Here is a 19,764-nt window from a genome sequence, read left to right as displayed (position 1 = left end):
GGTCAATCCTTCAGAATCTTGGTCAGCGCGGTCGCGATGCGCACCGGCCCGGGGAAATAGGCCCACTCGAGGCTGTGCGGATAAGGCGTGTCGAAGCCCGTCACGCGTTCGACGGGGGCCTCGAGATGGTAGAAGCAGCGTTCCTGCACGAGCGCCGCGAGTTCGGCGCCAAATCCCGATGTTCGCGTCGCTTCGTGGATGATCAGGCAGCGACCGGTCTTCTTCACCGATGCCTCGATCGCCTCGATATCAAGCGGCAAAAGTGTTCTTAAATCAATAATTTCCGCATCGATATTCAATTCTTCTATGACAGTCTTCGCAACATGAACCATCGTGCCATAGGCAAGTACGGTTACGGCCTCGCCTTCGCGGACAGTCGCCGCCTTGCCGAGCTCGATGCGATAATAGTCCTCCGGAACCGCGCTGGCGGCGTGTTTCGACCAGGGTTCGACCGGACGGTCGTAATAGCCGCTGAACGGACCGTTATAGATGCGCTTGGGCTCGAGGAAGACCACGGGATCATTGTCCTCGATCGCGGCGATCAGAAGCCCCTTGGCGTCATAGGGGTTCGACGGAATCACCGTTTTCACCCCGCAGATATGCGTCATGATGCTTTCGGGCGACTGGCTGTGCGTCTGCCCGCCGAAAATCCCGCCTCCAAAGGGCGTGCGCACGGTCATCGGGCACACGAAGTCGTTCGCCGAACGATAACGGATGCGCGCGGCTTCGCTGACCAGTTGGTCCAGCCCCGGATAGATATAATCCGCAAACTGGATCTCGGGTACAGGGCGCAGCCCATAGGCCCCCATGCCGACCGCGACGCCGATGATGCCGCATTCGTTGATCGGCGTATCGAACACCCTCGTCTTGCCGTGCTTTTTCTGAAGGCCGGCGGTCGCGCGGAACACCCCGCCGAAATAGCCGACATCCTCGCCCATCACGACGACATTGGAGTCGCGCGCGAGCATGACGTCCATCGCGCTGTTGATCGCCTCGATCATGTTCATAGTTTTGGTCGGGGCGCTCATCATTCGGGCTTCCAGTCGGGGCCGAACTTCGCTTCCTGTTCGGCGAGCATCTGTGCACATTGTTCCTTGAGGTGCCACGGCATTTCCTCGAACACATCCTCGAACATCGTCTCGAACGGCTGGTGCATACCGTGACCCAAAACACCAAGTTTTTCAGACTGTTTCTGCGTCGTCTTTACGAGATCGTCGAGTTCCTTTTGCAGCGCCTGATGGCGTGCATCGTCCCACTCGCCCAGCTTGACGAGATGCTCCCTCAGACGAAGGACCGGGTCGCCGAAGGGCCAGGCCGCATATTCCTGCGCCGCGCGATAGGCACTCGGGTCGTCAGACGTGCTGTGACCTTCGGCGCGATATGTGAAATGTTCGATCAATGTCGGCCCATTGTTGGTCCGCGCCCGATCGGCAGCCCACTGCGTCGCTGAATAGACTGCGAGCGGGTCGTTGCCGTCGACACGCAACCCCGCGATACCATAGCCGACGGCACGCGCGGCGAACGTCGTGCGCTCACCTCCGGCAAAACCTGAAAAACTTGATATAGCCCATTGATTATTCACGACATTAAAAATGACAGGTGCGTTGTACACCGCGGCAAAGGTAAGCGCTGAATGGAAGTCGCCTTCGGCCGATGACCCCTCGCCGCACCACACCGTCGCAATGCGGCTGTCGCCCTTTGAAGCTGACGCCATCGCCCAGCCGACCGCCTGCGGATACTGGGTCGCGAGATTGCCCGATACGCTGAAAAAGCCATGTTCGGGCGCCGAGTACATGATCGGAAGCTGCCGGCCGAGGAGATGGTCGCCGCGGTTCGAATAAATCTGGTTCATCATCTGGATCAGCGGATATTCGCGCGTGATCAAAATGCCTTGCTGACGATAGCTCGGAAACACCATATCGGCACGGTCGAGCGCCATCGTCGAGGCGACCGACGTCGCCTCTTCACCCGTGCATTTCATGTAAAAGCTGGTCTTGCCCTGCCGCTGCGCGCGGAACATGCGGTCGTCGAACGCGCGGACGAGCAGCATCATACGCAGCATCGAACGCAACAATTCCGGCGCAAGCTTCGGGTCCCAGGGCCCCTTCGCCTGGCCGTCGAAATCGAGGACGCGTACCAGACCGTAGCACAGCTCGCGCATCGCATCGGGCTTGCTCGCCTCGCCCGGGCGCGGCGTTGCATCGATCGCAGGGACTTCGATGTCGCCGAAATCGGGCGTATCGCCGGGGCGATAGCGCGGTTCGGGGATGTGAAGCGACAGCGGCGGCAGATTGCTCGCCGAACGCCGGGGCGTTTCAGGCATATCCTCTTCCCTTCCGGGGCGAATCACTTCCCCGTCTAGTTATATTTCAAGTCGGCGACATTTTATTACCGCCCGCATAGGAATGCAACGCCGCGTGTCAGACCGCAACCGGGGCCGCGATATGCGCTTGAGGCGCATAGTATTCGACCGCAAAATCCTCGAACCGATAGTCGAAAATGCTGGCCGGACGGCGCAGGATGCGCAGCTTCGGTGCGCCATCCGGCACCCGTCGAATCTGCTGTTCGACGAGGTCGGCATGGTTGAGATAGAGGTGGACGTCGCCACCGGTCCATACGAGTTCGTGCGCCGTCAGGTCGCATTGCTGCGCGATCATCCGCGTCAGAAGCGCCGCCTCGAATATGTTGAAGGCAAAACCCAGCCCCAAATCGCACGACCTCTGGAACAGCAGGCACGACAGACCGCCGTCGCTCCGCACATGAAATTGATAGGTCATATGGCATGGAGGAAGCGCCATCCGGTCGAGATCGGCGACATTCCAGCCGGTGAAAATGTGGCGGCGCGAGCCAGGATTGCTACGCAGCGATTCGATCAGCGCCGCAATCTGGTTGTGACCCGCTTCGGCGCGCCGGAACAACCCGCCGCCGGCGGGTTCGTACCGCGGCCAGTTCACCCACTGATGGCCATAGACGGGGCCGAGGTCGCCCCATTGCGCGGCAAACCCTGCGTCCGCGAGGATGCGCGCTTCGAATTCTTCGGCCGCAATGTCTTCGCCCGTTGCACGCCGATAGCGGTCGAGCGGCCAGTCGGTCCAGATTCGTACTCCTTGCGCGATCAGCGGCCGGATGTTCGTGTCGCCGGTCAGGAACCACAGCAGTTCGCGCAGTGCGGTTTTCCAGTAAACGCGCTTGGTCGTCAGTAACGGGATTGCGTCGTCCTTCAGCGAGAATCGCATCGTTTCGCCAAACAGCGACCGTGTTCCGACGCCGGTCCGGTCGACGCGCTCGTCGCCTTCGACCCATATCCGCCGCATCAGGTCGAGATATTGCAGTTCATAATGGATGGATTCGGACAAGACTCGCTCCCGGCTTTCTTCTCCTTTGCTAAGCTTCGCAGGACGATGCCACAAGGGCGCTGAAGTCGACTGGCTCGAAGGCTCCGATACGGCGCAATTGCCGCTTGGCGTTCGGCCATGCGGCGCGCACGCCCCGACCATGCTGCTCCACGACCCCCTCGGCCGGCTGCCCGGCCCAGCCGCGCGTGAAGGATTCGTTGCGCTGTCATGCGAGGACGAAATTACGACCGGCCTTCTACGCCCGTTCTTCTCTAGCGACCGCGAGAATCTGGTGATCCTCGCTTTCGATGCCTTCGAGCGGCTGTGCTTTGCCGAGCGGATCAAAAGCAGGCATCGCGCGCAGTGTGCGGTACCGGCATCCATCTGGCGCCGCCTGTCGGCATGCCGCGGGGCCACCGTCCGGATCGCGCACAACCATCCCTCCGGCGCTGCTTGGCCGAGCGAAGCCGACCTTGCCGCGACGCGGCAAATTGCAGCGACGCTCGGGCTGCTGGATATCATGCTGGTCGATCACCAGATCCTCGTCGCGAGCGGTCATTTCAGCTTTCGGCGCGCCCGACTGCTTTAGAATTGAGCATTTGTTCGCTGTATGCAATTGCAGCTTGAAAGTCGCTAAAGGCGCGTCTAGAGGACCGCCCTGCCCTCGCGCCGGTCCGCCGGCGCCGGCGAACGGTCGGGGAGTAGCTCAGCCTGGTAGAGCACTGTCTTCGGGAGGCAGGGGCCGGAGGTTCGAATCCTCTCTCCCCGACCAATTCGTCGCATATTGCAGAATCTGCACCGTCGCTTCTTGTAACGCGGCGTACAAATCTCTAGATTAATTTTACGTCGCCACGGTTTTCCCCCTTTCCGTCGCGGCTAGCGTCCCGTCCTTTTGGCGCGGGCGCGTCCTCCCTGGACCCTGGCCACCTCGTACTCCGGTACGAGGTGGTTTTTTATTCGGCAGCGAGCGGCCAGTTTTCGGCGCCCGGCGCAACACCGCTTGCGGCCACCACGAGCGCGCCAAACCAGTCGGCCAGGCGCTCCAATCGCGCCGCATCGAGCGCATTGTCGCCGTCCAGATAGAGGCTGCGATCGATTTCGATCTGCACTGCGTGGATGCCACGCGCAGGCTCACCGTGCGTGCGCACGATATGCCCTCCCGCATAGGGGAGGTTGCGCGTCACTTCGACGCCCAGGCGCTCGGCCCAGCCGACGACCAGTTCAGCCAGCCAATCGCCGCAGGAAGCGCCAAAGCGATCGCCGACGACAATCTGCGCTCCATGCCCAGGCTGCAGCGCGGGAATGGTCGGCATGCTGTGCAGATCGATCAGCACCGCGTGACCGAAACGTTGCCGTGCCGCGTCGAGCGTATCGGTGAGCGCCCGATGATAGGGGCGATGAAAGCTGTCGAGCCGCCATTCGAACGAGGCGCGGTCGATCGGCCGGCTCCACAAGACGCCGCTCTGTGCCAGCCGCGTCGGCACGACTCCCAGTCCCGCGCGCTCCTTGCGCCCGGGCGCCGAAAATTGCGGACGTAGGGCAGGAGCAACTTCGCCGGGCGCCATCTGGCCCTCGCCCCGATTGCAGTCGGCAACCGCGCGCGCCCATAGCGCCTCCACCATCGTCGCGCCCGACGCCACGGTCCGCGCGGCGATTCGGTCGCACCAGCGATCCTCGAGCCGTTCGAGCGCGGAACGGTCGACACGCGCGGCGCGCAATATCTCGGGCGGATAGATGCGTCCGGCATGCGGCACCGAAACGACGACCGGACCGATAGTCTCGGGCCGGTGGACTGCAATCGCGGAATCAGGGGGCGAGGAGAGCGCCATCGCGGCAAATCGTGCCAAAAAACGACAGATAAATCCAGATGTACCGGGATTTGTTAAAACTCTCGCGCTATGAAGGGCATGCGCAACAGAAAGGCGGCTGCCGGGAACACGGCCGCGAGGGACCGGGAACAGACTACCAGATGATACGCATTCTGCTGGCCGAGGATGACGACGTAATGCGCGAATATCTCGCGCGCGCGCTGACGGGCGCCGGCTATCATGTCACGTCGGTCGATCGCGGTACGGCGGCGGTCCCCTATATCGATTCGGGGACGTTCGACCTTTTGCTTTCGGACATTGTGATGCCCGAGATGGACGGGATCGAACTGGCGCAGCACACTGCCAGGGTCGCACCGCATACGCAGGTCATGTTCATTACCGGATTCGCCGCGGTCTCGCTGCGCGCCGAGGAAAATGTCCCGCAGGCAAAGCTGCTGTCCAAGCCCTTTCACCTCAAGGATCTGGTGCGCGAGGTCGACAGTCTCTTCGCCGATACGGGGCAGTCGCACCAACAATAATGCGTCTTCGACGCGCGAAGGGCTTGCCAGCCAGCATCATCGCCTTTAAGGGGCGCGTCACCCCAGAACGTGTGGGCGTGTAGCTCAGTGGTAGAGCACTGTGTTGACATCGCAGGGGTCGCAAGTTCAATCCTTGCCACGCCCACCATTTCCTCCACTTTAGCGACCGTCGGGCGTCACGCCATGCCGCGCGCCATATCGCCGCGCGAGGCGTCGCCGACCTGGCTGCCGCCATCGCAGTCGAGGATCGTTCCTGTTACATAGGAAGCCGCGGGCGAGCACAGGAACACCGCCGCATCGGCGACCTCTTCGACCGTTCCCCAGCGTTTCATCGCGATCCGGTCGTAATGCGCCTGCCGCGTTTCGGCATCGGGCGCGAGCCGCTTCATCCCTTCGGTCCCCGCGATCGGGCCGGGCGAAATACCATTCACCCGGACATCGGGACCCCATTCGAGCGCAAGCACACGAATCAGCTGGTTGATCCCCGCCTTCGCAGCGCAAGCATGCGCCTGCAACGCCGATGCATTGACGGCTTGCCCCGCGGTAATCGCGATCAGCGAGGCGCCCGGCCGGTTCAGCAGGTCGTGACACCCGCGAAAGACATTGAACGTCCCGTTGAGATCAATGTCGACCACCGTGCGGAACGCATTGGCTGACATGCCGAGCGCGGGCGCAAGGAAGTTCCCCGCAGCACCCGAAACGACAATGTCCATCGCGCCGAGTTTCGCCGCCACCGTTTCCATCACCCCGCGAATCGCGGAAAAGTCGCGCACGTCGCCTGACAGCCCCAGTGCGTCAGGGCCGATCTCGGCCGCGGCACGCGCTGCCTTGTCGGGATCGCGACCGGCAACCGCCACCTTTGCGCCCAGCGCGGCAAGGCGCTTCGCGATACCGAGGTTGATGCCGCTGGTGCCGCCGGCCACGAACGCCGTCTTTCCTGCCAACAGATTGTCGCGAAACGTGTCCATGCCGTCAGCCTTCCCTCACCCTTATCGTCCGCCCCGACCATCTGCGGGGTTGACGGACCATGATTCAGTCGCCTTTTGAAACCCGACAAGACAGCAAGGATGGATTGATGGCAAGCGGCCCCACGTCGAACAGTTTCATTTCGCAGCGTTTGAAGCTTCATTATGTCGACTGGGGCAACCGCGGCGCGCCTCCGCTGATCCTCGTTCATGGTGGGCGCGATCATTGCCGCAACTGGGACTGGACGGCGGCCAAGCTGCGCGATCGCTTTCATATCTTAGCGCCCGATCTGCGCGGCCACGGCGACAGCGCCTGGGCACCCGACGGCAATTACGACATGCCGGCCTTTGTCTATGACCTCGCGCAGCTGATCCATCAGCTCGACCTTGGCCCGGTGTCGATCGTCGCGCATTCGATGGGAGGAAATATCGCGCTGCGCTACACGGGACTTTATCCCGACAATGTAAGCAAGCTGGTCGCGATCGAGGGACTCGGCCCGTCGCCCAAGATGCTCGCCGAGCGCAACAGCAAGCCCTATGCCGACCGCTTTCGCAAGTGGATCGACGAAAAGCGGCAGGCGGCCGGTCGCACCCCGCGCCGCTATGCGACGCTCGACGATGCACTCGCGCGGATGATGGGCGAGAACAGCTATTTGACCGAAGAACAGGCGCGCCACCTGACGATCCACGGCATCAGCCGGAACGAGGATAGTACTTGGAGCTGGAAGTTCGACAATTACCTCAACGTCTGGCCGCCGTTCGATGCGCCGCAGGACAGCGTCGAATCGCTGTGGCACGCGATCTCCTGCCCCACGCTGCTTCTCTATGGGGCAAAAAGCTGGGCATCGAACCCCGAGCGCGACGGACGCATCGAGCATTTTTCGACCGCCAAGGTGATCGAATTCGACGATGCCGGCCACTGGCTGCACCATGACCAATTCGACCGGTTCATCGCCACGTTAGACGATTTTCTGTAACGCTCTTTCCCCTACGACAATCGTGCGGACGGGATCGGATGACCTATAGCGGACGGATAACCAGGCGGCAGCGCAGCATTGCAGGCGGCGCCACCATTGCGGTCGCCGCCGCGGTCGGCGTGGGTCTTATAACGGGCCTCGACCTCGACGTCGTCCGCAAGGCCAGCGAAGCGATCACCGCAATCGCTATTCCTGCCCCTCCGCCGCCGCGCGAAACGGTCACGCCGTCCGACGAACCAAGCGAGAAAGCAAGCGGCCGCGCCGCCGCACCGAACAAGACGGCCAAGGCCGCGCAGGTCGTCGCGCCGAAGCCCAAGCTGCCGCCCATCGAGCCGCCCCCGGTCGCTGCGGCGCCGGTGGCCGGGGCAGGAAGCCAGGCGTCGGCCGGAGCCACGCCCGTTGCCGGTCCGGGGTCTGGCGCTGGCGGTCGCGGCGACGGGACCGGCGCGGGCGGTTCGGGGAGCGGAACCGGCGGCGGAACGAAGGCGGCGTGGCGCAGCGGGACGATCCGCGACAGCGACTATCCCAAGGCAGCAAGCCGCGCCCGTATCGGCGGCGAAGTCGAAGTCCGATTTACGATAGAACCGTCCGGGCGGGTTTCGGGATGCCGCGTCTCGAAATCGAGTGGCGATGCGCAACTCGACGCGACGACCTGCCGACTGATTGAGGAGCGATTCCGGTTCAAACCTGCGACAAATTCCGCGGGCACACCGATTGCGAGCCAATATGGCTGGCGCCAGCACTGGTGGCTCGAACGCCGCCGATAACCGCGCTTGCCCGCTATTTTCTGGCGCTGGCCTGTAATCCGGCCTGGACAGCCAAGACGCAACGTCCCGCGAATTTCGTCGAATGGCCTCGCCAACAAACCCCGGGCTTCTGGGGGGGGCGGATCAGGCTTGATCGGTGCGAAAAAAGAAGTGGCGGAGACGGAGGGATTCGAACCCTCGGTACCGGATTTACCAGTACGACGGTTTAGCAAACCGTTGGTTTCAGCCACTCACCCACGTCTCCGCATGGTCTGCCGCGCTAACGGCAGGCTGGCCTCAGGCGGGCCGCTATAACCACGCTTGGCATGCGCCGCAACGCCTAACATCGGGTGCTTTTCGTCTTTTTCCCGTCATTTCGTCGTCAAATCGATTCAACCCGGCGCAAAATCGACTCGGGTCATCGCCCGTTCATTGCCCGGCGCGCAAAGCGAGTCATGATTGACGCCGAGGCCGGGCTTGGGCCCGCATGCTGACTATCCTGGGGGATCAAATGCGTAAGACGCTATCGAAATTCGCCGTCGCCGCCATCGGCGCCGTCGGCCTTGCACTGTCGCCGCTGTCTGCGGCAGCGCAAATGACCGAGGTCGATCCCAATGTCGCGATCGATGCCGATCTCGACAATCCGTCGCCCCCTCCCCCCACGACAAGCGCGCCCGAATATGATCGTGCACTCGACAGCGCCCTTGCGACGGGCGACGAGCAATATGATCTGTCGCCTTCAACGCCGGAGGCAACCGCGCCCGCCACGACGACGGCCGCGAATGACGGGTCGACCTATAAGGAGGACGACCTGATCGGCGCGGCCGAAGGTGTCTTCGGCAAGGGCGCGCAGGGTCTCGCGGGTCTGATCGAGGATATTCTGCGCAAGCAGGGCGAACCCAACGCCTATATCGTCGGCCGCGAGGCGGGCGGTGCGCTCGGTATCGGGCTGCGCTATGGCTCGGGCACACTCCACCACAAGATCGAGGGCGAAAAGCCCGCTTATTGGACCGGCCCCTCGATCGGTTTCGATGCGGGCGCCAACGCGGGCAATACCTTCGTCCTCGTCTATAATCTGTTCGACACCGAAGACATCTACAAGCGCTTCCCCGCCGGCGAAGGCGCGGCCTATCTGGTCGGCGGCTTCAACGCGAGCTACCTGCGCCGCGGCGATGTGGTGCTTATCCCGATCCGCGTCGGGGTCGGCGCGCGGCTCGGCGCCAATGTCGGCTATATGAAGATCCGCAAGAAGCAGAACTGGATACCCTTTTAACCTTTGACGCGTTGGCCAGCGGGGCGACAGCCCGGGTTTCGGCCCGGGCTTTTTCTTTGCGCGCGTCTAAGGAAGGGATACGAGCGATGTCGACCATTTCGGTCCACGCTTCGTCGTTCCCATATTCGGGGAAATGACGAGATCAGCCTTGGTACGCTCGCCGCTCTAAAGCTGACGCGCGACTAATCGCCATCAAACGCGATCAACGTCTCGCAAGGCAGCCCCGCCTCGTTCAGCCGCCGTGCGCCCCCCAGATCGGGCAGGTCGATGACGAACAGCGCCGCAGCGACCTCTGCCCCTGCAGCACGCATCAGTTCGGCCGTCGCGAGGATCGTTCCTCCCGTTGCGAGCAGATCATCGACGAGGACCACGCGATGCCCGGCTTCGACGGCGCCTTCGTGCAGTTCGAGCCGGTCGACCCCATATTCGAGTTCATAATCGACGCCGATAGTCACGCCGGGCAACTTGCCCGCCTTGCGCACCGGCACCACGCCGAGCCCCATCGCACTCGCCATTGCAGCGCCAAAGAGGAACCCGCGCGCCTCGACCGCGACGATGAAATCCGGACGATAGGTTTCGGCGCGCGCGCTCAGGCGACGCACGCTTTCGGCAAAGCCCGCCGCATGACCGATCAGCGTGGTAATGTCGCGAAACTGGATGCCCGGTTTCGGAAAGTTGGGGATCGTGCGGACCAGCGCCGCAAGGTCGAGGTCGGGTTGCGGAGGAAGGGCGATCATCGTGTCGGTCGCCCTTCCCGCTCCGCTCAATGCTTCTTGTCGGCCCAGATGTTGCGGTACGACAAATAGGTCAGGATGCTGAAGATCACGAGGAAGCCCAGCACGGCCCACCCCGCCCACACGCGCGTCACCAGCTTGGGCTCGGCGGTCCAGACGAGGAACGCGGTCACGTCCTTTGCCATCTGGTCGACCGACGCAGTGGTCCCGTCGGCATAGGTCACCTGACCGTCCGCAAGAGGCTTTGCCATCGCGAGATTGAGGTTCGGGAAATAGGGGTTGAAGTGCAGACCCGCGCCCGGCTGCAGCTCCTTCGGCAGGTTCGCCGGCGGGTTCTGGTAACCGGTCAGCAGCGAATAGATATAGTCCTTGCCGCCTTCGCGCGCCTTGGTGATCAGCGACAGGTCGGGTGGAACCGCGTTATTGTTCGCTGCGCGCGCGGCAACTTCGTTCGCATAAGGCGCCGGGAAATAGTCCGAGGGCAGCCCGTCGCGCGTCGCCGGTTCGCCCGTGTCGGGGTTGACCGACGGCACCTGGAAGCTTTTGGCAAATGTCTTCACCTGACCTTCGGTGTAGCCGAGATCCTCGATGTTGCGGAACGCAACGAGGTTCAGGCTGTGGCACGCCGAACAGACTTCGCGATACACCTGCATCCCGCGCTGGAGCTGGGCGACGTCCCAATGCGGGGCGACGCCATCGCTCGCCAGCTTGAGATGCTTGGGATGCTTGACGAAGGAATAGGCGACATTGGGCTCATTCTTGAGCGGCGTCGTGAAGATCGCGAGCACCAGCGCGGCAATGAAGCCCAGGCCGACGAGAAAACCGAGCGGACGAACCATGGCTGTATCAGCTCCTATTAAAGTCCGGCGCTCAGGCCGTGGCCGCCGACTTGTCGTCGGCATGCTTTGCGAGGACCGCTTCCGTGATCGAATTCGGCATCGGCAGCGGACGTTCGATCCGCGAGACGATCGGCAGAATGATCAGGAAATGGGCGAAGTAATAGATCGACCCGATCTGGCTCAGGATCACCCACGGCTGTTCGGCGGGCTTCATGCCACACAGGCCGAGCAGAAGCACGTCGGCAACCAACACCCAGAAGAACTTCTTGTACAGCGGACGATAGGTCGACGACTTCACCGGCGAACTATCGAGCCACGGAAGGAAGAAGAGCAGCGCGATCGCCGCGAACATCGCGATGACGCCCCACAGCTTTGCGTCGATCCACAGGAAGTTGAAGGTGAAGGCGCGCAGGATCGCATAGAAGGGCCAGAAATACCATTCAGGCACGATGTGCGCGGGTGTCGAAAGCGGATTCGCCGGAATATAATTGTCGGCGTGGCCAAGCAGGTTCGGCGTGAAGAAGGTCAGCGCAGCAAATACGATCAGGAAGATGCCCAGCCCGAAACCGTCCTTTGCCGTGTAATAGGGGTGGAACGGAACCGTATCCTGCTCGTCCTTGACCTCGATGCCCGTCGGGTTGTTCGATCCCGGGATGTGCAGCGCCCAGATGTGCAGGATGATGACGCCTGCGATCACGAACGGCAGCAGATAGTGCAGCGAGAAGAAGCGGTTGAGTGCGGCGTTATCCGGCGCAAAACCACCGAGCAGCCAGACGCGGATCGGCTCGCCGACGACCGGTATCGCCGAGAAAAAGCCGGTGATGACCTGCGCGCCCCAGAAGCTCATCTGGCCCCACGGCAGGACATAGCCCATGAAGGCGGTCGCCATCATCAGCAGGAAGATCACGACGCCGAGCAGCCACACCATCTCGCGCGGCGCTTTGTACGATCCGTAATAAAGGCCGCGGAAGATGTGCAGATAGACGACGATGAAGAACATGCTCGCGCCGTTCATATGCGCGTAGCGGATGAACCAGCCCGAATTCACGTCGCGCATGATGTGCTCGACCGAATTGAAAGCGACGCCGGCATTGGCGGCATAGTGCATCGCGAGGATGACGCCGGTGATGATCTGGATGACCAGCGCAGCGCCCGCGAGGACGCCGAAGTTCCAGAAATAATTGAGGTTGCGCGGGACCGGATATCCGGCGCCGATCGCATTATAGACGAGGCGCGGAAGCGGCAACTTCTCGTCGAGCCACTTCATCAGCGGCTGCTGCGGTTCGTAGTTCTTGGCCCAGGGAAAGCTCATCTTATCTCGCTCCTCAGCCGATCGTCACGACGGTATCGCTGGTGAAATCATAGGGCGGCACGACAAGGTTCGTCGGCGCGGGGCCCTTACGGATACGGGCCGCCGTGTCATAGTGCGACCCGTGGCACGGGCAGAAATAGCCGCCGAAATCGCCGCGGTTCTCGCCCTCTGCCGCACCGAGCGGCACGCAGCCGAGGTGGGTGCAAACGCCCAGCGTGATCAGCCAGTTTTCCTTGCCCGGCTTGGTGCGGTCAGCGAGCGTTTCGGCGTCGCGCAGGTCGCCCATCGGAACGCGGTTCGCTTCCTCGATTTCTGCAGGGGTCAGGTTGCGGACGAACACCGGCTGCTTGCGCCAGCTCGTCTTGATCGCCTGCCCCGACGCGATTGCCGAAATGTCGATTTCGGTCGACGACAGCGCAAGCACGTCGGCCGAGGGGTTCATCTGCGCGACCAACGGCAAAACGACCGCACCGGCACCGACGCCGGCAAAACTCACCGCCGCAATGTTGATGAAATCGCGGCGGCGAACGCCGTCCTCGATTGTGGCGGTGGCTTCGGATTCACTGGCCATTCGATTGCCCTTGTATGGGTGAACGATAAAGATCTCTCGGATTTCCGGCCCCCGTTCGCGCACGCAAAGCGTCGCGGCCCGGCGGCCCCTCCGGGAATTGCGGGCCTGATAGCCGCACATCCGGGGCTTGCCAACAGGCAATTTCCGCTTCTTTGGCGACGTCCTTGGACCAATGCCCCTCCCCTCGATTCCGCTCGCCGCCGCGGCTATGGCACGCCAATGGAAATCGCCCTCTATCAGCCCGAGATCGCCGGCAATGTCGGGACAATCTTGCGGACCGCCGCCTGCCTTGGCGCGCCTGCGCATATCGTGGAGCCCTGCGGCTTTCCCTTTTCCGACGCCGCACTCAAACGCGCCGGTATGGACTATGCCGAACGCGCCAATGTGCAACGCCATGCCGACTGGTCGATGTTTGAACAATGGCGGCGGGACGAAGGTGCGCGGCTTGTGTTGATGACCACGCGCGGGGCAACAATGCTGACCGACTTCGCTTTCACCCCCAGGGACGTCCTGCTGCTGGGCAGCGAATCCGCGGGAGTGCCCGCAGCGGTTCATTCAGCGGCCGAGGCGCGCGTCGTCATTCCGATGCGTCCCGGCTTTCGGTCCTTGAATGTCGCCGTCGCCGCTGGCATCGCGCTCGCCGAGGCTCTCAGGCAGACGAAAGGCTTTGAAGCATGATTTCGCTCGACCCCCAGCAACAGGCAACCCGCGACTGGTTCGAATCGCTGCGCGACCGGATCTGCGCGGCGTTCGAAGCGATCGAGGCAGAAGCGGGAAGCGACGCGCGCTTTACCTATACGCCGTGGGACCGCGAGGCCGAGGGAATCGAACCCGGCGAAGGTGGCGGCGGTGTGCGCGGTGTAATGACGGGCAAGGTTTTCGAGAAAGTCGGGGTCAATGTGTCGACCGTCGGCGGCCATTTCTCTCCCGAATTCGCGCAATCGATCCATGGCGCGGGCGAAGACCCCAGCTTCTTTGCGACCGGAATCAGCCTTGTCGCGCATATGGCGAACCCGCACGTCCCCGCGGTCCATATGAACACGCGCTTCCTTGTAACGACGCGGCGCTGGTTCGGCGGCGGCGCCGACCTCAACCCGCCGATTCCTTACAATCAAGACACCGACGCCTTTCACGCGCGGCTGCGCGCGGCTTGCGCGCCATTCGGTCCCGACGTGTACGAACGCTACGCCAAATGGGCCGACGACTATTTCTACATCCCGCATCGCGGGGTTCACCGCGGCGTCGGCGGCATTTTCTACGACCACCTCGAATGCGGCGACGATGCCGAGTTTGACCGCAATTTTCAGCTGACGCAGGCGGTCGGCGAGGCGTTCCTCGATATTTTTCCGCAGATCGTTCGGCGTCGGATGGACACGCCCTTCACCGACGAGGAGCGCGAAGAGCAGCTCATCTGGCGCGGGCGCTATGCCGAATTCAACCTTGTCTACGATCGCGGAACGCTGTTCGGGCTCAAGACCGGCGGCAATATCGAGGCGATCTTGATGAGCCTGCCGCCGCAAGCGAAATGGCGGTAAAAGAAAAGGGCGTCCCTCCGCAGGGACGCCCTTCCTATGCTTCGTTATGATCGGATCAGGCGAAAACGTCGCTCGCCGCCTTCGGCGAAAGAGCGCGATAAATGCCGACCGGTATCGAAAAGGATATGAGCAGGAGCGGCAGATAGATGACGATGGCCGAGATTATCAGTGCCACGATGCTGCCAAAGCCCGAACCGCCCATCATCGCTCCCATGATGCCGCCAAGCACCAGCCCGACGACGAACATATAAGCCACCGTCATAAGCGTGAACAGGACATAGAAGCCTACGATCACCCACTGCGACGTCCCCGTCAGCCGCCACGATTCGGACAGCCCCGTCACCGGGTTGCGCGTCAGCCGGTCGGCCATGACCGGACCGGCCACCGAAAAGCGTGCCTGCACCCACAGCATGAACAACAGGATGGCAATATAGAAAAGGACGAGCAGGACGATCGCTCCGCCGCCGACCGCTCCCGATTGCAGCGCATCGGGCGACAGCCCGCCGCCGAGCCCGAACGCCGCGCCAAAGATCAGCATCAGGACGAACGAGATTACCAGGATCACAACATAGGCAGCGATCATCACGACGAACATGCCAAACGCAAATGCCGGCCCCGCTTGCAGCGCCCAGCCGAAATTTGGTGCCTCACCGGGATGCAGGCCACCCCGCCACACAAGCATGCAGGCCGCATAGAGAATGATTGCGGCCAGCAATGCAAAGAGGACAATACTGCCCACGGCACCAAAGGCCACCGAGGGATCGGCGGTCGGCGAGGCCATCGCGGCAAAGGTCGCCCCCAGCATCAGGTAACCCAGAATCCCGAGCAACACCAACGCCCCCCCGATATAGATCAGCATTTGCGTCCAGTTGGCCTTCAGAAACGCAAATGTCTCTGAGAAAGCCGCTCCGATACTCATCTTGTGCATGACATTCCCCCTTTGGTTAAATTACCGATCTTCTTCGTTATTTACCCCTTATGCTTGGTGCGCGGTCGTCGTGTTGGCAGCGCCTTAATCGAAAACATTCGGCAGGTTGCTAGCCGCGAGCTGGCGATAGGCGGCCGCTGAAATTGCGATCGATACGAAACTGCCCGCCGCCGCGAAAATAGCCTCAACCAGGCCTTCCACGATCCGCGCCAAGTCGCTGCCGCCGCTCGTTGCGATGCCGACCACGCCGCCGACGATCAGCGCCGCGATCAGGATCACGACCCCGACGAGGAAGAGAAAGAAGAAGATGGCCCAACCGTTATTCTCGGTCAGGCGCCAGCTTTCGCCAATTGCCGTCAGCGGATTATAAAGCCCGCGGTCGGCGACCGCCGGTGCCACCAGCGCCAGCCGACCGAGCAGATACAGGCCGGGGATGAGCAGCAAAAGGAACCCGATGCCCAGCATTATCCCTGACAATATCTGAATGGCGACCATCGTCGGGAACAGCATCAACGCAAAGGTCAAGGCCTCGCCGACGCTGGTCCCGGTGCGGGCGAGCCAGAGCCGCAGGATAGCGACGGTGCCGACAATGGTGAACAGCGTGATCGCCAATTGATACGGCAGAAAGGCGCGAAAATTGCTCTGGAACACCTCCATGATCTGGGCAAAGTCGGCGCCTGTTGCAGGTTCGGTCGCGAGTGGCCCGAACCAGGCCACTGCCAGCGTCGGCAGGAACAGGAAAAAGGCTGCGATCGTACCAGTCAGCGCGCTGTGCGATTTCATGAGATTCAGACTGTCGTCCCACGCCGCGCCCATGTCGAATTTCGGCATCGATACCCCTTCATCCTAATCCCCTGATTTTGCGCGAAGGTGACGGGCAATTGGCCATCTGTCCACCCCCGTTTGCAACCGCTCCCATCCCCCCTTGCGCCGCGCGCGCCAACACGGCAGGAAACCGGCGCCATGAACGCGCTTTCTTCCCCCGAATGGACCGTTACCGAAGGGCTGACCGATTATGGGACGGCGCTCGCCGATATGGAGGACCGCGCCGCCGCAATCCGCACCGACGGCGCACGCGAACGCGTCTGGCTACTCGAGCACCCGCCGCTCTATACCGCGGGGACGAGCGCCGACCCCGCCGAGCTGCTGGACCGCCGGTTTCCGGTTTACGATGCGGGGCGCGGGGGGCGCTATACCTATCACGGCCCGGGGCAACGCGTCGGCTATGTCCAGCTCGACCTTGCACGGCGCGGGCGCGACGTGCGCGCCTTTGTAGCGGCGCTCGAAGGATGGGTCATCGATGCGCTTGCCGACTTGGGCGTGGAGGCGCGCCGCGCCGACGGCCGGATCGGCATCTGGACCGACGATGCACAGGGCCGCGAGGCAAAGATCGGCGCCATCGGTGTTCGCGTCCGGCGCTGGGTTACGCTCCACGGTTTTTCGCTCAACGTCGCGCCGGATTTGTTGCATTTTGGGGGGATTGTCCCTTGCGGTCTCGCCGAATTCCCCGTGACCAGCCTTGCCGCGCTGGGCAAGGACGCGAGCTTTGCGGCCGTCGATGCCGCGCTGTCTGCGCATTTTTCGGGCTTCCTCGACAAGTTGCCGGCGAGTGATTAGGAACCGCGCATGACCCGCTCCTTCATCATTTCGACCCTTGCGCTTGCGCTCGCCGGATGCGGCGGCGATGCGGATAACAAGACCGCGACCAAGCTCGATGCCATAGAGGTTCAGCCCGGCACGATCAGCGATTCGATGATCCTGCTCGACGATGCGCGCAGCGACGGCACCGCCATCGACAACAGCGATCCCGAGGCAAGCGCAAAGACGGACAGCAACGCGTCGGCTACCGAAGAATCCGGCGAAGCAGACACCGAAGGCGAAGGCGACGTCACATCCGAAACGGAAGGCGAAACCATTTCGGGGTCGGTCGCCAAAAAAGCCGCGCCCGAGCCCGCCAAAAACTAGGCCTAGCGCAGCCCCAGGCTCTTGTGCGTCTGCAGCGAAAGCCGCCAGCGCGGGTCGCGCATGACCAGCGCGATGCAGGCCTCCACATTGGCGGCGGCTTCGGCGTCATCGAGCGGCTGGATGAGGAAATTGGCGAAATCGAGCGTCGCGAGCGCATCGACATCGCTTCCGGGCTGCGGCCAGACAAGCTTGAGTTCGTCGCCGCTCGTCTGGACGAGCGCGCTGCCCGCCTTCGGGCTGATGCAGATCCAGTCGATGCTCCGCGGAACCGCCATCGTCCCATTGCTCTCTATCGCAATGGCGAAGCCGCGATCGTGCAAGGCGGCAATCAGTTCATCGTCGACCTGCAACATCGGTTCGCCGCCAGTCAGCACGACATAGCGGTCGCCCCGGTCATCGCCCCAACAGGCAGCGATGACATCGGCCAACGCCGCCGCATCGGCATATTTCCCGCCCAGCGTCCCGTCGGTTCCGACAAAGTCGGTGTCGCAAAATTTGCAGATGGCATTCGCACGGTCCTGCTCGCGCCCGGTCCATAAATTGCACCCGGCAAAGCGGCAAAAGACGGCGCGCCGTCCCGATTGCACGCCTTCGCCCTGCAGCGTCAGGAATATCTCTTTGACCGCATAGCCCATCGTTCAGACCTCTGCGGCGTAACGGGTCGGATCGGAAAGCCCGGCATCGGCGAAGCCCTTGCGGCGCAAGCGGCAGCTATCGCACAGTCCGCAGTGCAAGCCGTTCGGCGCTGGATCATAGCAGGACCAGCTCAGACCCGCATCCATGCCTAGCCGCACCGACTCCGCGGCGATGTCGGCCTTGGTCATATGTTGCAGCGGCGCGTGGATATGAAAGGCGACGCCCTGGTCGCCATCGCGCGTCGCCAGCCGCGCCAGATCCTGAAAACCGGCGATGAATTCCGGACGGCAATCGGGATAGCCCGAATAATCGAGTGCATTCACGCCGATCACGATGTCCGCGGCGTGCCGTGCCTCGGCGAGCCCCAACGTCAGCGAAAGGAAGATAAGGTTGCGCGCCGGAACATAGGTCACTGGAATATCGTTTCCGACTCCGGACTTCGGCACGTCGATGTCGGCGGTCAACGCCGATCCGCCAAAGCGGCGCAAGTCGAGCGGAAGGATGATATGTTCGGCCGCACCGACCGCCTCGGCAATTCGCGCGGCGGATTCGAGTTCGACCCTGTGGCGCTGATTATAATCGATCGTCAGCGCGACGATGCGCGCGCCGGCTTCGCGCGCAAGCCCCGCGCACACCATCGAGTCGAGCCCTCCCGACAGGAGGACGATCAGCGTTTTTCCAGCCAGATCCTGCATCGGCGCCCGATACGACCGCGCGAAGCGCTGTGCAAGGGCGGCGCAAAAGAAACGGGCCGCGCAGTTTCATCCGCACGGCCCAGTTCGGCATATGCCGTTAGGGTCAGGACCCATTAATTACGCGTTCGAGGCGTCGAAATGGCGAAGATATCGGGTCCGGGCGGGTGCAGCGGGTAGCATCGCTACCCGCAAGGCCGCGCGGGCGCGAGATCGAAGCCATTTCGGCGTCCCTCCGGGATTTGACCGATTTTGTCCATTGCTTCGTCGGCAAGCCTCGAAATATCGACATATTCCGTCGCCTTGCCTCCTCGCACTGAACAAAATCGCTTCAAACCTCGAACGCGTAATTAATGGGTCCTGACCCTTGGGAGAAGGGCACACATCGGTGCGCCTGCAATCCGAATAGACCGCCTTTGGTTAATTTGGCATTACCCGCCGCGCAGGTCAGCAACCGCCGGTGCGCCGCGCCTCGATCGCCATTGAGAAGGGGCGGCCGTCGGCAATTCCCTGCGTATCGATCTGTGTCAGGCGGTTGGTTTCGCTGCGGATTGTCGTCCGCCCATGCCCCGCACCGGGGCAGGTATAATGGACGGTGACCGAATCGGGCTTGTCCTCGATGACATAGCGCGAGCAGTTCGAGCGCGGGTGCTGGATCTGGATAAGCCTGCGCGCGTCGCCGAGGCAGAAGGTCTGCAAAACCGCGTTCTGCTGGCCGCGCTCGCGCAACTGCCAGCTTCCCTTTTCCAGCCGGTCGAGCATCGCGAGCGAAGGGGCCTGCGCGGGCACAGCCGTCGCCCCGGCCATCGCGCACGCCGTCAGAAGGCACCGAAACATGGGAGAAAAGATCGCCATTACAATTGATCCTCTGGCCGCACAGCGGCGGACGAAAAGCGACCCTGCCCGCGA

23 protein-coding genes and 3 tRNA genes are annotated in these 19,764 nt (G+C 62.6%); 11 read left to right on the top strand and 15 right to left on the bottom strand.

Annotated features, from left to right (window positions below; translation table 11 throughout):
• Positions 1–2: 2 nt before the first annotated feature.
• From JI743_RS01325 to thyA, 3 genes are all read right to left on the bottom strand, one after another.
• A complete protein-coding gene (locus tag JI743_RS01325; RefSeq protein WP_201927210.1) occupies positions 3–1,007 on the bottom strand; it encodes an alpha-ketoacid dehydrogenase subunit beta in 1,005 nt (334 codons plus the stop codon).
• Between the two features lie 20 nt (positions 1,008–1,027).
• Entirely contained in the window at positions 1,028–2,323 is a 1,296-nt protein-coding gene (locus JI743_RS01320; protein ID WP_201925191.1) for a thiamine pyrophosphate-dependent enzyme, read from the bottom strand.
• Between the two features lie 97 nt (positions 2,324–2,420).
• Positions 2,421–3,356 (bottom strand): thymidylate synthase, encoded by a 936-nt coding sequence (thyA, locus tag JI743_RS01315; RefSeq protein WP_261312178.1) that lies wholly within the window; start codon positions 3,354–3,356, stop codon positions 2,421–2,423.
• 139 nt (positions 3,357–3,495) lie between these two features.
• Between thyA and JI743_RS01310 the strand changes: the two genes are divergently transcribed.
• Both JI743_RS01310 and JI743_RS01305 read left to right on the top strand, forming a co-directional pair.
• Positions 3,496–3,924 (top strand): JAB domain-containing protein, encoded by a 429-nt coding sequence (locus tag JI743_RS01310; RefSeq protein ID WP_201925189.1) that lies wholly within the window; start codon positions 3,496–3,498, stop codon positions 3,922–3,924.
• Positions 3,925–4,030: 106 nt separating this feature from the next.
• Positions 4,031–4,107 (top strand) — tRNA-Pro (locus JI743_RS01305).
• Between the two features lie 181 nt (positions 4,108–4,288).
• On the opposite strand, the gene JI743_RS01300 is transcribed toward JI743_RS01305, so the two are convergent.
• Positions 4,289–5,182 carry an N-formylglutamate amidohydrolase gene (locus JI743_RS01300; RefSeq protein WP_227339653.1) on the bottom strand — a complete coding sequence of 298 codons (894 nt, stop codon included), beginning with the start codon at positions 5,180–5,182 and terminating at the stop codon, positions 4,289–4,291.
• 122 nt (positions 5,183–5,304) lie between these two features.
• On the opposite strand from JI743_RS01300, the gene cpdR reads away from it, so the two are divergent.
• Together cpdR and JI743_RS01290 are read left to right on the top strand one after the other, a co-directional pair.
• Positions 5,305–5,682: a cell cycle two-component system response regulator CpdR gene (gene cpdR, locus JI743_RS01295; RefSeq protein ID WP_201925185.1), complete on the top strand. Its 378-nt coding sequence runs from the start codon at positions 5,305–5,307 to the stop codon at positions 5,680–5,682.
• Positions 5,683–5,755: 73 nt separating this feature from the next.
• A tRNA-Val gene (locus JI743_RS01290) sits at positions 5,756–5,830 on the top strand.
• A gap of 28 nt (positions 5,831–5,858) precedes the next feature.
• Here the strand turns inward: JI743_RS01290 and JI743_RS01285 are convergent.
• Positions 5,859–6,650 (bottom strand): SDR family oxidoreductase, encoded by a 792-nt coding sequence (locus tag JI743_RS01285; RefSeq protein WP_201925182.1) that lies wholly within the window; start codon positions 6,648–6,650, stop codon positions 5,859–5,861.
• Between the two features lie 104 nt (positions 6,651–6,754).
• Here JI743_RS01285 and JI743_RS01280 point away from each other — a divergent pair, with 104 nt between their 5' ends.
• Together JI743_RS01280 and JI743_RS01275 are read left to right on the top strand one after the other, a co-directional pair.
• Positions 6,755–7,624 carry an alpha/beta fold hydrolase gene (locus tag JI743_RS01280; RefSeq protein WP_201927206.1) on the top strand — a complete coding sequence of 290 codons (870 nt, stop codon included), beginning with the start codon at positions 6,755–6,757 and terminating at the stop codon, positions 7,622–7,624.
• Between the two features lie 38 nt (positions 7,625–7,662).
• Positions 7,663–8,391: an energy transducer TonB gene (locus tag JI743_RS01275; RefSeq protein WP_201925179.1), complete on the top strand. Its 729-nt coding sequence runs from the start codon at positions 7,663–7,665 to the stop codon at positions 8,389–8,391.
• A 151-nt stretch (positions 8,392–8,542) separates the two neighbouring features.
• On the opposite strand, the gene JI743_RS01270 is transcribed toward JI743_RS01275, so the two are convergent.
• Positions 8,543–8,635, bottom strand: a tRNA-Ser gene (locus JI743_RS01270).
• A 246-nt stretch (positions 8,636–8,881) separates the two neighbouring features.
• On the opposite strand from JI743_RS01270, the gene JI743_RS01265 reads away from it, so the two are divergent.
• On the top strand, positions 8,882–9,643 hold the full coding sequence (locus JI743_RS01265; RefSeq protein ID WP_201925177.1) for a DUF1134 domain-containing protein: 762 nt from the start codon (positions 8,882–8,884) through the stop codon (positions 9,641–9,643).
• Positions 9,644–9,825: 182 nt separating this feature from the next.
• On the opposite strand, the gene JI743_RS01260 is transcribed toward JI743_RS01265, so the two are convergent.
• From JI743_RS01260 to petA, 4 genes are read right to left on the bottom strand one after another with little or no spacing between them, the layout of a single operon-like run.
• Positions 9,826–10,380, bottom strand: coding sequence for an adenine phosphoribosyltransferase (locus JI743_RS01260; protein ID WP_201925175.1), 555 nt, complete (start codon positions 10,378–10,380; stop codon positions 9,826–9,828).
• 26 nt (positions 10,381–10,406) lie between these two features.
• Positions 10,407–11,216 (bottom strand): cytochrome c1, encoded by an 810-nt coding sequence (locus JI743_RS01255; protein WP_201925173.1) that lies wholly within the window; start codon positions 11,214–11,216, stop codon positions 10,407–10,409.
• Positions 11,217–11,247: 31 nt separating this feature from the next.
• Entirely contained in the window at positions 11,248–12,528 is a 1,281-nt protein-coding gene (locus JI743_RS01250; RefSeq protein ID WP_201925171.1) for a cytochrome b, read from the bottom strand.
• A gap of 13 nt (positions 12,529–12,541) precedes the next feature.
• Positions 12,542–13,099, bottom strand: a complete 558-nt coding sequence (gene petA / locus JI743_RS01245) for a ubiquinol-cytochrome c reductase iron-sulfur subunit (protein WP_201925169.1) — start codon at positions 13,097–13,099, stop codon at positions 12,542–12,544.
• A gap of 219 nt (positions 13,100–13,318) precedes the next feature.
• Between petA and JI743_RS01240 the strand changes: the two genes are divergently transcribed.
• Both JI743_RS01240 and hemF read left to right on the top strand, forming a co-directional pair.
• A complete protein-coding gene (locus JI743_RS01240) occupies positions 13,319–13,777 on the top strand; it encodes a tRNA (cytidine(34)-2'-O)-methyltransferase (RefSeq protein ID WP_201925167.1) in 459 nt (152 codons plus the stop codon).
• Positions 13,774–14,634, top strand: coding sequence for an oxygen-dependent coproporphyrinogen oxidase (gene hemF / locus JI743_RS01235; RefSeq protein ID WP_201925165.1), 861 nt, complete (start codon positions 13,774–13,776; stop codon positions 14,632–14,634). Before JI743_RS01240 ends, hemF begins: the two co-directional genes overlap by 4 nt.
• Positions 14,635–14,689: 55 nt before the next feature.
• On the opposite strand, the gene JI743_RS01230 is transcribed toward hemF, so the two are convergent.
• Positions 14,690–15,562, bottom strand: a complete 873-nt coding sequence (locus JI743_RS01230) for a hypothetical protein (protein ID WP_201925163.1) — start codon at positions 15,560–15,562, stop codon at positions 14,690–14,692.
• A gap of 84 nt (positions 15,563–15,646) precedes the next feature.
• Positions 15,647–16,393, bottom strand: coding sequence for a hypothetical protein (locus JI743_RS01225; RefSeq protein WP_201925161.1), 747 nt, complete (start codon positions 16,391–16,393; stop codon positions 15,647–15,649).
• A 132-nt stretch (positions 16,394–16,525) separates the two neighbouring features.
• Between JI743_RS01225 and lipB the strand changes: the two genes are divergently transcribed.
• Together lipB and JI743_RS01215 are read left to right on the top strand one after the other, a co-directional pair.
• Positions 16,526–17,179, top strand: coding sequence for a lipoyl(octanoyl) transferase LipB (gene lipB / locus JI743_RS01220; RefSeq protein ID WP_201925159.1), 654 nt, complete (start codon positions 16,526–16,528; stop codon positions 17,177–17,179).
• 9 nt (positions 17,180–17,188) lie between these two features.
• Entirely contained in the window at positions 17,189–17,527 is a 339-nt protein-coding gene (locus JI743_RS01215; RefSeq protein ID WP_201925157.1) for a hypothetical protein, read from the top strand.
• A 2-nt stretch (positions 17,528–17,529) separates the two neighbouring features.
• Here the strand turns inward: JI743_RS01215 and queE are convergent, their stop codons facing one another.
• The 3 genes from queE to JI743_RS01200 all read right to left on the bottom strand — a co-directional run bounded on the left by queE (position 17,530) and on the right by JI743_RS01200 (position 19,662).
• Positions 17,530–18,162, bottom strand: coding sequence for a 7-carboxy-7-deazaguanine synthase (queE, locus tag JI743_RS01210; RefSeq protein WP_201925155.1), 633 nt, complete (start codon positions 18,160–18,162; stop codon positions 17,530–17,532).
• A gap of 3 nt (positions 18,163–18,165) precedes the next feature.
• On the bottom strand, positions 18,166–18,858 hold the full coding sequence (gene queC / locus JI743_RS01205) for a 7-cyano-7-deazaguanine synthase QueC (RefSeq protein WP_201925153.1): 693 nt from the start codon (positions 18,856–18,858) through the stop codon (positions 18,166–18,168).
• Between the two features lie 444 nt (positions 18,859–19,302).
• Complete coding sequence (locus JI743_RS01200) at positions 19,303–19,662, bottom strand: DUF3617 domain-containing protein (RefSeq protein ID WP_227339651.1); 360 nt, start codon at positions 19,660–19,662, stop codon at positions 19,303–19,305.
• Between the last annotated feature and the right edge of the window lie 102 nt (positions 19,663–19,764).

The organism is Sphingopyxis jiangsuensis, from assembly GCF_016734905.1.
GTDB classification, from domain to species: domain Bacteria; phylum Pseudomonadota; class Alphaproteobacteria; order Sphingomonadales; family Sphingomonadaceae; genus Sphingopyxis; species Sphingopyxis jiangsuensis.
This window is presented reverse-complemented; position numbering and strand designations above follow the sequence as displayed.

Coding starts and splice junctions, on each gene's coding strand:
- JI743_RS01325 (WP_201927210.1), bottom strand. CDS start 1,007: ATGAACATGATCGAGGCGATCAACAGCGCGATGGACGTCATGCTCGCG.
- JI743_RS01320 (WP_201925191.1), bottom strand. CDS start 2,323: ATGCCTGAAACGCCCCGGCGTTCGGCGAGCAATCTGCCGCCGCTGTCG.
- JI743_RS01310 (WP_201925189.1), top strand. CDS start 3,496: ATGCTGCTCCACGACCCCCTCGGCCGGCTGCCCGGCCCAGCCGCGCGT.
- cpdR (WP_201925185.1), top strand. CDS start 5,305: ATGATACGCATTCTGCTGGCCGAGGATGACGACGTAATGCGCGAATAT.
- JI743_RS01285 (WP_201925182.1), bottom strand. CDS start 6,650: ATGGACACGTTTCGCGACAATCTGTTGGCAGGAAAGACGGCGTTCGTG.
- JI743_RS01275 (WP_201925179.1), top strand. CDS start 7,663: ATGACCTATAGCGGACGGATAACCAGGCGGCAGCGCAGCATTGCAGGC.
- JI743_RS01265 (WP_201925177.1), top strand. CDS start 8,882: ATGCGTAAGACGCTATCGAAATTCGCCGTCGCCGCCATCGGCGCCGTC.
- JI743_RS01260 (WP_201925175.1), bottom strand. CDS start 10,380: ATGATCGCCCTTCCTCCGCAACCCGACCTCGACCTTGCGGCGCTGGTC.
- JI743_RS01255 (WP_201925173.1), bottom strand. CDS start 11,216: ATGGTTCGTCCGCTCGGTTTTCTCGTCGGCCTGGGCTTCATTGCCGCG.
- JI743_RS01250 (WP_201925171.1), bottom strand. CDS start 12,528: ATGAGCTTTCCCTGGGCCAAGAACTACGAACCGCAGCAGCCGCTGATG.
- petA (WP_201925169.1), bottom strand. CDS start 13,099: ATGGCCAGTGAATCCGAAGCCACCGCCACAATCGAGGACGGCGTTCGC.
- JI743_RS01240 (WP_201925167.1), top strand. CDS start 13,319: ATGGAAATCGCCCTCTATCAGCCCGAGATCGCCGGCAATGTCGGGACA.
- hemF (WP_201925165.1), top strand. CDS start 13,774: ATGATTTCGCTCGACCCCCAGCAACAGGCAACCCGCGACTGGTTCGAA.
- JI743_RS01230 (WP_201925163.1), bottom strand. CDS start 15,562: ATGCACAAGATGAGTATCGGAGCGGCTTTCTCAGAGACATTTGCGTTT.
- JI743_RS01225 (WP_201925161.1), bottom strand. CDS start 16,393: ATGCCGAAATTCGACATGGGCGCGGCGTGGGACGACAGTCTGAATCTC.
- lipB (WP_201925159.1), top strand. CDS start 16,526: ATGAACGCGCTTTCTTCCCCCGAATGGACCGTTACCGAAGGGCTGACC.
- JI743_RS01215 (WP_201925157.1), top strand. CDS start 17,189: ATGACCCGCTCCTTCATCATTTCGACCCTTGCGCTTGCGCTCGCCGGA.
- queE (WP_201925155.1), bottom strand. CDS start 18,162: ATGGGCTATGCGGTCAAAGAGATATTCCTGACGCTGCAGGGCGAAGGC.
- queC (WP_201925153.1), bottom strand. CDS start 18,858: ATGCAGGATCTGGCTGGAAAAACGCTGATCGTCCTCCTGTCGGGAGGG.
- JI743_RS01200 (WP_227339651.1), bottom strand. CDS start 19,662: ATGGCCGGGGCGACGGCTGTGCCCGCGCAGGCCCCTTCGCTCGCGATG.